This window comes from Cryobacterium sp. TMT2-17-1 (assembly GCF_004402765.1).
GTDB lineage: Bacteria > Actinomycetota > Actinomycetes > Actinomycetales > Microbacteriaceae > Cryobacterium > Cryobacterium sandaracinum.
Map to the genome: position 1 here is coordinate 44,773 of NZ_SOGC01000018.1, position 13,220 is coordinate 57,992.

At 65.3% G+C, this 13,220-nt stretch carries 14 protein-coding genes and 1 tRNA gene; 5 read left to right on the forward strand and 10 right to left on the reverse strand.

Annotation, left to right across the window (positions count from 1 at the left end; all coding sequences use genetic code 11):
• Nucleotides 1–33 precede the first annotated feature (33 nt).
• Nucleotides 34–528, reverse strand: coding sequence for a DNA starvation/stationary phase protection protein (locus E3O47_RS04345; protein ID WP_104100631.1), 495 nt, complete (start codon nt 526–528; stop codon nt 34–36).
• 267 nt (nt 529–795) lie between these two features.
• A complete protein-coding gene (locus tag E3O47_RS04350; protein ID WP_104100630.1) occupies nt 796–1,041 on the reverse strand; it encodes a cell division protein CrgA in 246 nt (81 codons plus the stop codon).
• Nucleotides 1,042–1,124: 83 nt separating this feature from the next.
• Between E3O47_RS04350 and E3O47_RS04355 the strand changes: the two genes are divergently transcribed.
• Genes E3O47_RS04355 through E3O47_RS04360 form a run of 3 tightly spaced genes read left to right on the forward strand, consistent with a single transcriptional unit; the run spans nt 1,125 to nt 2,770 of the window.
• A complete protein-coding gene (locus E3O47_RS04355; RefSeq protein WP_134419609.1) occupies nt 1,125–1,964 on the forward strand; it encodes a class E sortase in 840 nt (279 codons plus the stop codon).
• A 9-nt stretch (nt 1,965–1,973) separates the two neighbouring features.
• A complete protein-coding gene (locus E3O47_RS15870; protein ID WP_146067669.1) occupies nt 1,974–2,135 on the forward strand; it encodes a DUF4175 domain-containing protein in 162 nt (53 codons plus the stop codon).
• Complete coding sequence (locus E3O47_RS04360; protein WP_104100628.1) at nt 2,132–2,770, forward strand: gamma-glutamyl-gamma-aminobutyrate hydrolase family protein; 639 nt, start codon at nt 2,132–2,134, stop codon at nt 2,768–2,770. The genes E3O47_RS15870 and E3O47_RS04360 overlap by 4 nt, the downstream gene beginning before the upstream one ends.
• A gap of 24 nt (nt 2,771–2,794) precedes the next feature.
• Here the strand turns inward: E3O47_RS04360 and pknB are convergent, their stop codons facing one another.
• From pknB to E3O47_RS04395, 7 genes are all read right to left on the reverse strand, one after another.
• The gene (gene pknB / locus E3O47_RS04365) at nt 2,795–4,504 is read right to left on the reverse strand and encodes a Stk1 family PASTA domain-containing Ser/Thr kinase (protein WP_134401973.1); all 1,710 of its coding nucleotides are present in this window, start codon (nt 4,502–4,504) and stop codon (nt 2,795–2,797) included.
• Between the two features lie 63 nt (nt 4,505–4,567).
• Entirely contained in the window at nt 4,568–6,271 is a 1,704-nt protein-coding gene (locus E3O47_RS04370; RefSeq protein WP_104100626.1) for a protein kinase, read from the reverse strand.
• Nucleotides 6,268–7,719: a penicillin-binding protein 2 gene (locus E3O47_RS04375; protein ID WP_104100625.1), complete on the reverse strand. Its 1,452-nt coding sequence runs from the start codon at nt 7,717–7,719 to the stop codon at nt 6,268–6,270. The genes E3O47_RS04370 and E3O47_RS04375 overlap by 4 nt, the downstream gene beginning before the upstream one ends.
• Nucleotides 7,719–9,125 carry an FtsW/RodA/SpoVE family cell cycle protein gene (locus E3O47_RS04380; protein ID WP_104100624.1) on the reverse strand — a complete coding sequence of 469 codons (1,407 nt, stop codon included), beginning with the start codon at nt 9,123–9,125 and terminating at the stop codon, nt 7,719–7,721. Before E3O47_RS04380 ends, E3O47_RS04375 begins: the two co-directional genes overlap by 1 nt.
• Entirely contained in the window at nt 9,109–10,338 is a 1,230-nt protein-coding gene (locus E3O47_RS04385; RefSeq protein ID WP_104100623.1) for a PP2C family serine/threonine-protein phosphatase, read from the reverse strand. Before E3O47_RS04385 ends, E3O47_RS04380 begins: the two co-directional genes overlap by 17 nt.
• 4 nt (nt 10,339–10,342) lie before the next feature.
• Entirely contained in the window at nt 10,343–10,927 is a 585-nt protein-coding gene (locus tag E3O47_RS04390; RefSeq protein ID WP_134419611.1) for an FHA domain-containing protein, read from the reverse strand.
• Nucleotides 10,924–11,673 carry a DUF3662 and FHA domain-containing protein gene (locus E3O47_RS04395; protein ID WP_104100621.1) on the reverse strand — a complete coding sequence of 250 codons (750 nt, stop codon included), beginning with the start codon at nt 11,671–11,673 and terminating at the stop codon, nt 10,924–10,926. Before E3O47_RS04395 ends, E3O47_RS04390 begins: the two co-directional genes overlap by 4 nt.
• A gap of 239 nt (nt 11,674–11,912) precedes the next feature.
• Here E3O47_RS04395 and E3O47_RS04400 point away from each other — a divergent pair.
• A tRNA-Leu gene (locus tag E3O47_RS04400) sits at nt 11,913–11,996 on the forward strand.
• Nucleotides 11,997–12,228: 232 nt separating this feature from the next.
• On the opposite strand, the gene E3O47_RS04405 is transcribed toward E3O47_RS04400, so the two are convergent.
• Entirely contained in the window at nt 12,229–12,555 is a 327-nt protein-coding gene (locus tag E3O47_RS04405; RefSeq protein WP_134419613.1) for a hypothetical protein, read from the reverse strand.
• A gap of 123 nt (nt 12,556–12,678) precedes the next feature.
• On the opposite strand from E3O47_RS04405, the gene E3O47_RS04410 reads away from it, so the two are divergent.
• Nucleotides 12,679–13,185: a DUF4395 domain-containing protein gene (locus E3O47_RS04410; protein ID WP_166784794.1), complete on the forward strand. Its 507-nt coding sequence runs from the start codon at nt 12,679–12,681 to the stop codon at nt 13,183–13,185.
• Nucleotides 13,186–13,220 lie beyond the last annotated feature (35 nt).

A 13,220-nucleotide genomic window follows, 5' to 3' on the forward strand; every position in this document is an offset into this window, starting at 1 on the left:
CAGGTGCGTGAAACAGGAGGCGCAGCTTCCGACTCAGGCCCTGCCGGCTGGCCTGGTCGGGGCCTTGGCCGGCGCCTTGCGCGGGGTGCGGTTCTCGGCGCTGACCATCCAGGCGTACTGTTCCAGCTTCTCGATAAAGCCGTGCAGGATGTCGGCGCTCGTCGGGTCTTCCTCGTCGACCGCGTCGTGAACGGCACGGATGTTGTCGACCGCCGCGTCGAGGCGTTCGGTGACCAGGCCGACGGTCTCCGAGGTGTCCACCTCTCCGGCGGGGAACTTGGGCAGGTGGGTGGTCGCCGTGACCGTCTCGCTTCGGCCGTCCGGCAGGGCGTCGAGCGCGCGCATCCGCTCGGCCAGCTGGTCGGTGAATAGTCGGGCATCGTCGATGATCTCGTCGAGCTGGAGGTGCAGGTCCCGGAAGTTCTTGCCCACGACGCTCCAGTGCGCCTGCTTGCCTTGCACGTGCAGCTCGATCAGGTCGACGAGAACGGACTGAAGGTTGGAGCCGAGTTCTGCTGATGCTTTCATGAGTTACGCCTCTTCTCACACAGCGGAAACACGTCTCGACCGCGTCTCGGCCGGTGCCCCCGCTTGGTTTCACACAGCACCTTAGCAGGTGCACAATGTGAGACACAGTGCCGGGATTCAGCGAGCGGTTCGGCCGCGGTCGCCTCCCGGAAAAGTTATCCACAGGTTTGTCCACATGGGGATAATTACACCGTTGTCATTATCCCGTCGCGGGGGTGCGGGACGGGGTCTCGACAGGTGTGACAACCGGGCCGGATAAGGGCGGGATCAGCGCCAGCGGGTGGTCATCAGGAAGCCGACGAAGGCGATCCCGAAACCGACCAGAATGTTCCACGACCCGAAACCAGCGACGGGCAGCGTTCCCTGGCTCACGTAGAAGACGATGATCCAGGCCAGCCCGATGAGCATGAAACCGAACATCACCGGCTTGAACCACACGGCGTTCGGACCGGCCTCGCCGGAGCGGGCGACCTCGGTGCGGGCGGGCTTGCTGCGGGGATTCGAGCGTGACATGCCTGCGATTCTAGCGTCTTTGGCTGGATCGACCGGCAGGCGCCCGGCAGAGAGGACCCACCTCCCCGATTAGAATTGAGACCATGTCCGAGCGAGCAGATCAGCCTCCCGCAGAGGCGACCCGCCACGCCCCCCGCCACAAGAGTCGCCCGCGACTCAGTGCCGTGGGGATCATCGGCGAGGTGCTCATCACGGCCGGCGTTCTCGTGCTCGCATTCCTGGGCTGGCAACTCTGGTGGAATGACATGATTATGGCCGGTCAGCAGTCGAAGGCGGCGGCCGAGATCAGCCAGACCTGGATTGACGACGAGCGGTCCAGTCGCGATCAGGCCGCGGATACCCCGCAGACAACCGACCCGGGGGAGTCGGCCCCGGCCGACTTCGGTGACCCGGTCGTCCGTGAGGCTCCCCCCAGCGCCCAATCCTTCGCCGTGCTCTACGTGCCGCGATTCGGGGCGGACTATCACCGGTCCATCGCCGAGGGGATCGGTAACAATGTGCTCAACAGCTCCCGGTCGGGGATCGGCCACTACCCCGACACCCAGATGCCCGGTGAGGTCGGCAACTTCGCCCTGGCGGCGCACCGCAGCGCTAACGGCGGTGGCATGCACCTGATCAACGAACTCCAGCTGGGCGACGCGATCTACGTTCAGACCGCCGACGGCTATTACACCTACCGGTTCCGCGACCTCGAGTACGTCGCCCCGACCGCGGTCGATGTGATCGCGCCGGTGCCGCACAATCCGGATGTGGCGCCCGTCGACCGGTTCATCACGCTCACGAGCTGCAATCCCCTGCTCTCCACGGCCGAGCGCATCATCGCGTACGGTGTTCTCGAGGCGTGGCAACCGACATCTGCCGGCCCGCCGGCCGAAGTCGCGACCGTTATCAATGCCCAGGCCCAGGCCCAGGCCCAGGGCTAGGAGGCTCGGATGTACGCTGCTCTCTGGCGGGTTCTGCCCGGACCGGTCTGGCTCCGGATCGTGCTGGTGTTCGTGTTGCTCACAGCCATGTTGTTCGTGCTTGCCACCTGGGCGTTCCCATGGGTGGATTCCATTGTCAACAATCAGGAAGTCACGGTAGGAAGCCCATGACCCGCATCCTCGTCATCGATAACTACGACAGTTTCGTCTACACGCTCAACGGCTACCTGATGGAGCTCGGAGCCGAAACGGTCGTGCTGCGCAACGATGCCTTCGAGCCGGAGGAGGCCGCGGCCCGCATCGCGGAATTTGACGGCGTGCTCATCTCACCCGGTCCCGGCAAGCCGTCCGACGCCGGCGTCTCCGTACCGATCGTGCGCGCCGCCCTCGGTTCCGGCCAGCCCCTGTTCGGCGTCTGCCTGGGGCACCAGGCGATTGCCGAGGCCTTCGGGGCCACGGTCACCAACGCCGAAGAACTCATGCACGGCAAGACCAGCCTGATCACGCACGACGGCAGCGACTTCTACGCCGGCGTGCCGCAGCCGTTCTCAGCGACGCGGTATCACTCGCTCGCCGTCGTCGACGGCACCGTGCCGAGCGACCTGATCGTCACCTCACGCACGCAGGGCGGCGTGATCATGGGGCTCCGGCACGTGAGCGCCCCCATTTTGGGTGTGCAGTTCCACCCCGAGTCGGTGCTGACCGAGGGCGGCTACCTGATGGTGGCCAACTGGCTGGCTCTGGCCGGACTGCCCGGCGCCCGGAAGACGGCCCAGGGGCTCACTCCCCTGCTGAAGCTCAGCTGAGGCAGTCAGCCGCCGGGCCGGGACTCAGTCGGCAGCCGGGCCAGTGCAGTAGACCAGCGTAACCTCGGACTTCTGGGGCACGTCGCCCGGAGCGAGGGACTGCTGGGTCACCGGCGAGCCATCCCGCTGGGGACATGTCTCATCGGGTGTGGGGATGGGGAACAACTGCACGTCGGCTGCGGCGAGCATATCGATCGCCGCGCTCAGGAGCTGACCCTCGAGGTCGGGGAGGGCTACGAGGCCGCTGGAGACGATGAAATCGACCGTGACACCAGTTTTTTCCGTCGTCGCGGCGACTGGGTCGGTTCGGAGCACCAGACCGGCGGCGATGGTCGGAGAGTTCTCCCGAGTGACCGACCCCGCGGTGAGGCCGAGGTCCGTCACCGCGGTCTGGGCGTCGGCGAGGGGCAGGTTGGTGACATCCGGAACGTCGACCGGCTGGGCGCCGGTGGAGACATAAACCTCGATCAGGTCGGTCGGCTGGGCGATCGTGCCTGCCGGAGGGTCTGTGCGGATCACCTGGTCCTTGGGCACCGTGGCGCTGGCCTCCTCGGCCCGGATCGCGGCCAGGTCACGGTCCAGAAGTGAATTCTGGGCGTTCTCATAGCTGAATCCGGTGAGCGACGGCACCCGGCGCGAGTTGTCGGGCAGATCAACGCTTGGCGTGAGGCTGAAGGCCCAGATCATGACGGAGAGCACGATGACGATGACGCTGAGGATACCGGCCCAGATCCAGATCACGGGTGGGCGGCGCTGCGTGCGCACCATGGTTTCGTCTTCGGTGAGCTGCTTGAGCGCGAGCTCGGAGCCGGAAGCCGCCAGCGGGGCAGCAGCGAACAGCCCGCCGCTGGAGTCATCGGACGTGTGGTACTCCGGAATCTGCCCTGACCCGGCCAGCTCGACGTCGGTGCGGAACTCCACGGCACTCTGGTAGCGCGTGAAACGGTCCTTCGCCAGGGAATGCAGCACGACGGCGTCGAGTGCGGGGGACACCCGGGAGTTGATCGAGCTCGGTTCGACCGGGGCTTCGCTGACGTGCTGGTAGGCGACGGCCACGGCGGAGTCACCGCGGAATGGAGGGCGACCGGCGAGCATCTCGAACAGGACCACGCCCGTGGAGTAGAGGTCGGTGCGGGCATCCACCGATTCACCCTTGGCCTGCTCGGGGGAGAAATAGGAGGCGGTGCCCAGGATCGCCGTGGTCTGCGCCACGGTCGTCGAGGAGTCGGAGATGGCCCGGGCAATGCCGAAGTCCATCACCTTGACCTGACCTGTCTTGGTGATCATGATGTTGCCGGGCTTGATATCGCGGTGCACGACGCCCGCGCGATGAGAGTATTCGAGGGCTGTCAGAACGCCGACGATGATGCGAACGGCCTCGTCGGGCTGAACCGCGCCCTCGCGGATGATGTCCTTGAGCAGTCGACCGTCGACGTATTCCATCACGATGAACGGGATCTGCGATTCGTGGCCGCCGATCTCGGAGACAGACTCCTCGCCCGCGTCGAAGACGCGCACGATGGTGGGGTGAGCCATACGGGCGGCCGCCTGCGCCTCCTGGCGGAAGCGGGTGCGGAATGCCGGGTCGGCGGCAAGCGATGACTTGAGCAGCTTGATCGCGACCGTGCGGCCGAGCCGGGAATCGGTGCCGATGTGCACATCGGACATTCCACCTCGCCCGAGGAGCGCACCCACCCGGTAACGACCGGCGAGCAGACGGCCTTCATCAGTCAAAGCATTACTCCCAGCTCGCGCACACAGTTCACCGTATTTTAGCCGTACCTTCCTGAGCCTCCGCTACGCCGCCGGGGTGACGGTGACAGGTGTGCTGGACTTCGAGTAGGCCGATGCGACCTGGCCGCAGATGTAGCGGAACTTGACCGTGAAGGTGCCGGCGTCGGGACCCGCGGTGATCTTCGTAGAGGTGGCGTCCGGGCTGATCGGGCCGGGGGAGACGGCGTCGCCGTCGGCCACGACCTCATAGCCGGAGAGGGTCTGGCCGCTTGGGCAGGACTGTGCAGCCCAGGTGACCGTGGCCTCTGCTCCGGCGGCGACCGAGGCGGGGGCGACGGTGGGCGCCGCGGTCGGGTCGTCGGGGGTGACGGCGGGGGCGTAGACCGTGACCGTGATCGTGGAACCCTTCGTCACCGGGCCGGTGGGGTTCACGTCGTAGACGGTGTCGGCGATCTGCTCCGGGGTGGTGGCCGCGTTGCCGGCTTGGACATCCGCTACGAATCCCAGCCCGGACAGCTTGTCGCGCGCCTCCGTGCTGGTCAGTCCCTGGTAGTCGGCCAGACTGACTTCGACGGTGTTGCTCGTTGGGGTCGGCGATGGCGCGGGGGTCGCCGAGGGGGTGGGCGTTTTGCTCGGGGACGGAGTCACCGATGCCGGTGCCGACGTGGTCGGCGTCTCCACCGGCGTCGTGTTGTCCTGTGTGAACAGGGCGATCAGGGTGCCGGTGAGTACGAGCGCGAGCAGGCCGATCAGGCCGATCAGCGGCCAGGTCCACGGGCTGCGCTTCTTTTCCTCGGGTTCCGCCGTCGCGGAGGCACGCGTCGCGGGCGCTCCGGTGGGCAGCACGGTCGTGGCCTGCATTCCGCCGGCGCCGGGCATCAACATGGTCGCGGAGGTGGGCGTGACGCCGTTCATGATGGCAGGCACGGATGCCGCAGCGGCCGCGATGTCGCCGCGGCGGAGGGCTGCGGCGGCACGGGACAGGTGCGCGGCCGAGGCCGGACGGTCCGCGGGGTTCTTGGCCAGGCAGGAGATCACCAGGTTGCGCACCGGCTCCGACACCGTGTCGGGCAGGTCGGGGGCGGTCTCATTGATCTGCGCCATGGCGATCGCGACCTGGGACTCGCCCGTGAACGGCCTGCGGCCGGCGAGGCTTTCGTAAGCGACGATGCCGAGCGAGTAGATGTCGGTGGTCGGCGAGGCGGAGCGGCCGCTGGCCTGCTCGGGTGAGAGGTACTGCACGGTGCCCATGACCTGGCCAGTCGCGGTAAGCGGCACCTGGTCGGCGATGCGGGCAATGCCGAAGTCGGTGATCTTGACGCGGCCTTCGGGCGTGATCAACAGGTTGCCCGGCTTGATGTCGCGGTGCACGAGTCCGGCGGCGTGCGCGGCGTGAAGTGCGGCGGCCGTCTGGGAGACGATGTCCAGCACCTTGTCCGCGGGGAGGACATGCTCGCGCTCGAGGATGGTGGACAGTGCTTCACCGGGTACGAGTTCCATCACGAGGAAGGCGCTGCCGTCTTCTTCGCCGTAGTCGAACACGTTGGCGATGCCTTCGTGGTTGACGAGCGCGGCGTGACGGGCCTCGGCGCGGAACCGCTCGAGGAACCCAGGGTCACCGAGGTACTCGTCCTTGAGAATCTTGATGGCGACCGTGCGACCGATTACGAGGTCGATCGACTTCCAAACCTCGCCCATCCCGCCAATGGCGATCCGGGACTGCAGCTCGTATCGTCCCCCGAAGGTGAGCCCTGATGTGGGTCTCATTTGTTCAGCACCGCCTCTAGTACTTCCTTTGCAATAGGTGCGGCAAGCAGATTGCCGTACCCTGTCTGGCCAAGTCCCCCGCCATTTTCAACGAGAACGGTGATCGCATATTTCGGATCCTCCGCAGGAGCGAATCCGGTGAACCACAGGGTGTAAGGCTCGTCCTCGGCGTTCTCCGCCGTGCCCGTTTTACCTGCCACCTTAACCCCGTCTATTCTTGCATTGCTGGCGGCGCCATCCTGGACTCCGTTGACCATCATTTGGTTCAGTGTTGCCGCCGTTTCGGCGCTCATCACCCGTTTCATTGCTTCCGGCTCGAAGACCTGAATCGGACTCAGGTCCGGTGCGGTCACCTTGTCGACGAGGTTGGGCGTCATCAGCTGGCCGCCGTTGGCGATCGCGGCTGAAACCATCGCCATCTGCAGGGCCGTCGCACGGACATCCGTCTGGCCGAAGGCCGAGAGTGCGGTCTGGGCGTCGTCGAGAACCGTGGGGTACACGCTTTGAGACACGTCGAGGGGGATCGAATAGTCGCTGTTGAAGCCGAACTTCTCGGCCGTGTCGCGAATGGCCTTGTTGCCCAGCTGCAGACCTAGTTCGGCCAGTGGAATGTTGCAGGAGAGACGCAGGGCGGTGGCGAGAGTGACGGTGTCCCCTCCGCCGCAGGTGCCGCCGCCGGAGTTGATGACGACCGCCGACGAGCCGGGCAGCTGGTACGTGGGCGGGTTCGGGAAGGTGCTCTCCGGGGTGAACTTGCCCGATTCCAAGGCGGCCGTCATCACGACCAGCTTGAACACCGAGCCGGGTGGGTTGAGGGTTTTGGTGGCGCGGCTGAGCAGCGGGTTACCGTCGTCGTTCAGCAGCGACTGATAGTTGTCGGTGACCTGCTGGTTGTCGTGCACGGTGAGCAGGTTCGGGTCGTAGCTGGGCTTGGAGACCAGGGCGAGGATGCGACCGGTCGCCGGCTCGGAGACGACGACGGAGCCGGTGAGGTCGCCGAGGGCATCCCAGGCGGCCTGCTGCGCGACCGGGTCGATCGTGACCTCCACAGAAGCCCCCTTGGGGTTCTGGCCGGTGATCAGGGCGTTCATCTTGTCGAAGAACTGGGCGTCGGACGTTCCGCTGAGTTCGCCGTTAAGGGAATGCTCCAGCCCGGTGGGCGCACCGTTGAGCGGAATGAACCCGGTGATCGGGGCGTAGAGCGGCCCGTTGCTGTAGGTGCGCTGAAACTTGTATTCATCGTCGGCGGGCATCGACTGGGCGATCGGCTCGCCCGCGACGAGGATCGGACCGCGTTCGACGGAGTAGCTGTCGTAGAGCGTGCGGGTGTTGCGGGCATCCGCGGACAGGCTGTCTGCCTGGAAGACCTGCACGATTGTCGTGGAGACGAGCAGGGCCACGAACATGAGCATGACCACGATGCTCACTCGTTTGAGTTCACGATTCATCAGACCACCAGCCTGGGTTGGTTGCGCACCGTGTCGGACAGGCGCAGGAGCAGGGCCACGATGATCCAGTTCGCGACGAGGGAGGACCCGCCGGCGGCGAGGAAGGGTGTGGTCAGACCGGTGAGGGGAATCACACGGGTGACGCCGCCGATCACGATGAAGCACTGCAGGGCGATGACGAAGGAGAGACCCACGCCGAGCAGCTTGCCGAAGTCGTCATTGCCGGCGAAGCCGATGCGGAAGCCGCGCGCGACGAGGAGCAGGTAGAGCGCGAGGATCGCAAAGATGCCGGCCAGGCCGAGTTCCTCGCCGAGGCTGGCGATGATGTAGTCGCTTTGGGGGACGGGGGTGATCTCTGGACGCCCCTGGCCCAAGCCCGTGCCGATGAGCCCGCCCTTGGCGAGACCGAAGAGCCCCTGCACCAGCTGGTAGCTGCCGCCGTCGGCCCCGTAGACATCCGGGTTGAGGGCGTCGAGCCAGTTCTGGAACCGGCCGTTGACGTAGTCCAGGGTCTGGCTGGCGATGAGGGCACCGCCGAGGAAGAGGGACATGCCCAGCAGCACCCAGCTGAGGCGGCCGGTGGCCAGGTAGAGCATGACCAGGAATAGACCGAAGTAGAGCAGGGCGGTTCCGAGGTCGCGCTGGAAGATGATCACGGACATGGACAGCGCCCAGACGACAAGGATCGGGCCGAGGTCGCGCAGGCGCGGGAAACGCATGCCAAGAAATTTCTTGCCCACCATGGAGAGGCTGTCGCGGTTGCGCACGAGGTAGCCGGCGAAGAAGACGGCCAGGGCGATCTTCGCGATCTCGCCCGGCTGGAAGGTGGCGAAGGATCCGACGCCGATCCAGACGCGCGCCCCGCTGACCTCGCGGCCGAGGCCGGGAACGAGCGGGAGCAGCAACAGTGCCACACCGACGAACCCGGCGATGTAGGTGTAGCGGAACAGCACCCGGTGGTTGCGGATGATCAGGATGACCGCGATCGCGCAGCCGATGGCCAGGGCGCTCCACACGGTCTGGCGTACGGAGGCGCTGGCCCAGCCGGACTCTTCGTTGGCCAGGTCGATGCGGTAGATCATGGCGATGCCGAGGCCGTTGAGCAGGGTGGCGATGGGCAGGATGAACGGGTCGGCCTCGCGGGCCACGACGCGCAGCACCACGTGCATGGCCAGAACCAGCACCGACAGGCCGGCGCCGAGCAGCACCAGTGTCGTGTCGATTCGGCCGAGCGCGCCGAGCTGCACGAGCACAACGGTGGCCGCGTTGATGCCGCAGGCGATGAGCAGCAGGACCAACTCGAGGTTGCGCAGCTTCTGGGGCAGGTGCAGTCGGCGCACGCGACCTGTGCGGGGCGGGCGCGCAGGCGCATCCGTCGTCGTGGACCGGTTACTGGACGCTGGCATCTTGGAGCCGTTCGACGATGAGCAACGCATCCGCGAGGGAGGTTGCGCTGATGGTTTTTTCGACCTGCTGCCGGTCGTAGACCCGCAGTTCGGACAGCTCCAGGTCGGTGTCCTCGAAGACGGAGGACAGGGAGAGGGGGCCGAGGTCCTGCTGCACGCCCTGGAAGATGGCGACCGTGCTGCCTTCCACCCCCACGTAGTAACGGGACTGGGTCCACCGGTAGCCGAGGAAGCCGGCGCCGACGATGGCCAGAATCAGCAGGATGATGCCGACCAGCCAGGTGATCTTGCGGCGGCGGGCCCGGCGATTGTCTTCCTCGATCAGCTCCGAGAGATAGTCCTGGGAGTCAGGCTCGAAGTGCGTTTCACGCACGGGGTGCAGGCGCAAGCTCGACATGCGCAGCGCCCGGCCGCGGGTGGGCTCCTCGCCGAAGGCGAGGGGAGCGGATGCCGACCCAACCACGGTGGGCATGTCGATGCGTTCGGCGGGTGAGCCGATGTCGACGACGACGATGGTGACGTTGTCAGGGGCTCCGCCGTCGAGGCTTTCCTTGACCAGGCGATCGGCCACGCCCTGGGCGTCAAGTGGGCTGAGCAGGGCCGCGGCGATGCCCGAATTAGAGACCACGCCGCTGAGCCCGTCGGAGCAGATCAGCCAGCGGTCACCGGGGAAGGTCGCAAGGATGGAGGTGTCGATCTCCGGCGCCGATTCGACGTCGCCCAGCACGCGCATGAGCACCGAGCGGCGCGGATGCACCATGGCTTCCGCCTCGGTGATGCGGCCACTGTCGACGAGCCGCTGTACGAAGGTGTGGTCGATGGTGATCTGGGAGAGTTCGCCCTCGCGGAGCAGGTAGATGCGCGAGTCACCGATGTGCGCGATCGCCACCTCGTCTTCCAGCACGATCAGCGCGCTGACGGTGGTGCCCATGCCGGTGAGTTCGGCGTGCTCGAACACGGTCTCGGCGAGCTGCGAATTCGCGGCGATCAGCGCCGCCTGCAGGGCGAACTCGGCGTCTTGCGGGGACTGGAAGTCCCGGTCAGCATCCATGATGCGTTTGGTGGCGATCGCCGAAGCGACGTCGCCGCCGGCGTGCCCGCCCATGCCGTCGGCAACCAGGAAGAGATGGCGCCCGGAATAGCCGGAGTCCTGGTTGTTGGACCGAATCTTTCCAACGTGGGACGCGGCCGCGCTGTGACTGACTGTCGCCATGCAGCTACCGCCGAAGCTCGAAGCTGGTTGCGCCGATCTTGACGGTGGTGTTCAGGGGGACCGGGGTCGGCACGGCCAAACGGTTGCCATCCAGGAAGGTGCCGTTGGTCGAATCGAGATCCTGGATCATCCACTTGTCATGCCAGAGCATCAGACGCGCGTGGTGGGTGGACGTGTAGTCGTCACGGATGACGAGGCTCGAGTCGCCCGACCGCCCGATCGTGATCGAGTCGCCGGTGAGCGGGAACTCAGTGCCGGACTTCGGGCCGGAGGTGATCACGAGGCGGGTCGCGTTCTGGCTGGTGGCCTTGTCGTCCACGGCGGTGAACGCCGGGCCAGGCCGAGCCGTGAACTGCTCCGTCGGCGCGGAGGCCGCGGCGGCGGGAGGCTGGGTGGCGCTCGGCACGGGCGTGGCGCTCGGGAACGCGGCGGGCGCGCCGGCCGAGCCAGCGGCATCCGCCTGCATCTTGCGGGCGCGCTGGCCGAACAGGTCGCTGCGCAGGGCATAGACGATGCCGAAGATGAAGAGCCAGAGCACCAGCAGGAAGCCGAGGCGCAGCACCAGCAGGGTGAGCTCACTGACGCTCATGCGGTGGGTCCCCAGAATCCGTCCATGTCGTGACGTTCGCGGCCGCCGTCGCGGTGACGCTCGGTCACCGGCTCGGAAGAGGATGCCTGCGCGATGACCCGGAAGACGATGCGGGTGCGGCCGATGGTGACGACTGAATCGGGCTCGAGGATGGCCTGCGTGACCGGTGAACCGTTGAGCTGGGAGCCGTTTGTCGAGCCGAGGTCGCGCACCTGGGCACGGGAGCCGTCCCAGAGGATCTCGACATGCCGGCGAGAGGTGCCGGAGTCGTCGATGGTGATGTCGGCGTCGCTCCCGCGGCCGATGACGGTGTGCGACTGCGTCAGGGGATAGCGCTTGCCGTTGACCTCGACCACGGGGATCCAGGCGACGCTGCCCTTGATCGTGCTGGAGTCGATCTGGACCATGCCCTCACTGAGGCCGCGATCCGCGGACAGGGTGATCGAGACGCCGCCGGCGAACTGGTAACGCTGCTCGCGGCCGTGCAGCTGCACGAGTTCGGTGAGTTCGTCGAGGAGGGTCTGGCCAAGGGCGGACATGCGCTGGAAGTCGGCATGGCTCATTCGCACCGTGAAGCGATTGGGCGCGAGAATGCGATCGCGGGACACGACCGCTGCTTTTGTGTCGAGTTCGCGACGCAGTGCTGAGGTGATTTCAACCGGTTGCAGCCCCGACCTGAAGGTCTTGGCGAACGCACCGTTGACGGCGCGTTCGAGACCCTTTTCAAAACTATCCAGAATGCCCACAGGTCTCCCGATCCGATCCTTTCGGCTATGAGCATGTTACTTGTCTCAAGTGTTAACTCACCCGCCGGGCAATACCCGGTGAGGGTTGTCATCCTACGGGAGCCAGTCCGGGTCACCATGTCGGGCGCATATCGGGCGCGTGTTCAGGATGTTCGGCACGCCGCGAAGACCTGTGTTCGCGCGGCCTGCCTGTCTCGAATGGCGTTGTGCCCTCGGAAAGTGCTAATCTGCCTAAGTTCGCGCGAGTGGCGGAATTGGCAGACGCGCTGGCTTCAGGTGCCAGTGTTCGAAAGGACGTGGGGGTTCAAGTCCCCCCTCGCGCACAGTGGATGTTTCAGGAAATCCAGGAATGGTTGTCATGAAATCCAAGTGGACAGGTCGGTTGAGCAGAAATGCTCAGCCGGCCTTCTTCTTTTAACGACTCAGTGCGCGTTCGGTGGCCGTTTTAACGCTCGCCGCTCGGGGGTTTGCGCTTTAAACGCCAATCAGCCTGCTGGTGGGCAAGCTGAAGCGTTCGGTGCGCGGGGTGACGTTCGGAATTGGCGTTGGTTTCCGCTACTGCGGCGGTGCCAGGGCGGGAAGTGCGCTGTGTTTATTCAACGGTATTCCGGTGGCTTCTTTGCGTCGGCGTCCTCGGGAGAGACTCTCGCCGCTGTCACGTTCGGCGGTCTTCACGAAGAAGTCGAATATCTTCCGCAGGTTCGATGACACGGCGGCGATGGTCGCCGCGAGGTAATTGAAGGCGAACTTCTGGAGGTGCTTCACAGCCAACCGGGGGTCCTGATTCCGTTCGGCTGGGGCTCCGGCATCCATCGGGATGGTGACGGTCGCTGGTGTGACGGGTCTGGTGACGCGCTTGCCACTGGCACGGTCGATTGCCATGTAGGTGCCGGGAGTAGGAGTGAACACTCATTGCCGGGCCGGAGGCATGGGTTCGATATCCTAGGAACATTGAGATGTCCTAAGAAAAGACGAATAGCCCCTATCTGCGAAATGGGGTTGCCTATGGCCAGCATCAAGGAATCGAAGGTGGCGGCACTGAGAGAACTAACGAAGACCAATCTGGATAAGCAGGGATTCGGAGGCCTCGATGATGAAGCCAAGTCTTGTTACGCATGGCCCCTACGATTCACACCGGCAGTGGGCACTGTCTTGATCGTTCTCGGATTGATTTTGCAGTCGCCTATCATTCTTGGATTGGGTGCAATCGTTCCTCTCACAGGGGCACTATTTCCCCGTGGCATGATTCTCGATCTGGTCTATAACTTGGTCGTTCGCCATATGTTTCGCGCTCCGGCGCTTCCCCCCACGCCGAGTCCACGACGGTTTTCCTACCTGCTGTCCACCGTGCTACTTGCAGGTGCGGCCTTGTCCTTCTATTTCGGATTATCAGCACTGGGAATCGTGCTGGGAGGAATGGTAGCTCTCGGCGGCACAATTCTCACCACGACCCATTGGTGTCTCGGATCGTGGTTGTACAGACTAATTCTTCCTCACGCAGCAGCAAGGTGAAAAGGTCGGGTCCACGCCGCAGAACCACAGCTCGG

Bases quoted from the DNA above. Each gene is read 5' to 3' on its own strand.
- E3O47_RS04345 (WP_104100631.1), bottom strand. From the start codon at position 528: ATGAAAGCATCAGCAGAACTCGGCTCCAACCTTCAGTCCGTTCTCGTC.
- E3O47_RS04350 (WP_104100630.1), bottom strand. From the start codon at position 1,041: ATGTCACGCTCGAATCCCCGCAGCAAGCCCGCCCGCACCGAGGTCGCC.
- E3O47_RS04355 (WP_134419609.1), top strand. From the start codon at position 1,125: ATGTCCGAGCGAGCAGATCAGCCTCCCGCAGAGGCGACCCGCCACGCC.
- E3O47_RS15870 (WP_146067669.1), top strand. From the start codon at position 1,974: ATGTACGCTGCTCTCTGGCGGGTTCTGCCCGGACCGGTCTGGCTCCGG.
- E3O47_RS04360 (WP_104100628.1), top strand. From the start codon at position 2,132: ATGACCCGCATCCTCGTCATCGATAACTACGACAGTTTCGTCTACACG.
- E3O47_RS04370 (WP_104100626.1), bottom strand. From the start codon at position 6,271: ATGAGACCCACATCAGGGCTCACCTTCGGGGGACGATACGAGCTGCAG.
- E3O47_RS04375 (WP_104100625.1), bottom strand. From the start codon at position 7,719: ATGAATCGTGAACTCAAACGAGTGAGCATCGTGGTCATGCTCATGTTC.
- E3O47_RS04380 (WP_104100624.1), bottom strand. From the start codon at position 9,125: ATGCCAGCGTCCAGTAACCGGTCCACGACGACGGATGCGCCTGCGCGC.
- E3O47_RS04385 (WP_104100623.1), bottom strand. From the start codon at position 10,338: ATGGCGACAGTCAGTCACAGCGCGGCCGCGTCCCACGTTGGAAAGATT.
- E3O47_RS04390 (WP_134419611.1), bottom strand. From the start codon at position 10,927: ATGAGCGTCAGTGAGCTCACCCTGCTGGTGCTGCGCCTCGGCTTCCTG.
- E3O47_RS04405 (WP_134419613.1), bottom strand. From the start codon at position 12,555: ATGGCAATCGACCGTGCCAGTGGCAAGCGCGTCACCAGACCCGTCACA.
- E3O47_RS04410 (WP_166784794.1), top strand. From the start codon at position 12,679: ATGGCCAGCATCAAGGAATCGAAGGTGGCGGCACTGAGAGAACTAACG.